Genomic DNA, 710 nt, shown 5'->3' with positions numbered 1-710 from the left:
TTTTGCACTTTCTGCGTCAGATTGAAATCGAGCAATTTCGGTCGTTTATTTGGGTCAATCAGGATATTTTCAGGCTTGAGATCGGCGTGTAACACGTGGTGGTGATGCGCGTGTTCCATTGCCTGACAAATCTGCTTAAACAGCGTGAGCTTCTCTCGGTCTGTCAGTGTGACTTCGGCAAGATAATCATCCAATGTTTGGCCAAACACGCGCTCCATGACGATGTAAACCGAGCCGTCATGCAGGCCGCCGTCAAAGACTTTCGCAATATAAGGGTGATTTAAACGTGCTAGTAGCTGCGCTTCATCGAAAAGTGCCCGTTGTCCGAGTACATTACTTAAATTGCTTTGGATGAATTTGATCGCAAGATCTTGCTCGAAGGTCTCATCTGCGCGTTGCGCGGCATAAACGACGCCCATACCACCACGTCCCAACTCATGAGTTAGGCGATACTTACTGATCACTTCGCCACTAAGGTCGATCTCGCTGTTGGTCGCTTGATGAGCGCCAAAGTAAAGCAATTGCGTTAATCGCTCTTCTGGGGCTTCATGGGCTAAAAGGGGCGCGAGTTGAATGTATAGCTCAGGTTGACTCTGTTGCAATTCTTGGAGGTATTGCTGCTTTTGGGAGTCGTCCAGATCAAGAAGATGATAATAAACTTGGGTTTCGCTAGAGCCTAACTGCACAGTGCCTGATATCTTATTGTTTTA

Annotated in this window: 1 protein-coding gene; it reads right to left on the bottom strand. The window is 47.2% G+C overall.

Translation table 11 applies throughout. The features are described 5' to 3' along the window. A partial coding sequence (locus R8N49_RS27145; RefSeq protein WP_318190453.1) for a serine/threonine-protein kinase occupies positions 1-686 on the bottom strand: 686 nt, incomplete at its 3' end. Between the last annotated feature and the right edge of the window lie 24 nt (positions 687-710).

Source organism: Vibrio sp. 1978 (genome assembly GCF_033344345.1).
Note: the sequence above shows the minus strand (reverse complement) of the source record. Positions and strands in the feature narration are given on the sequence as shown.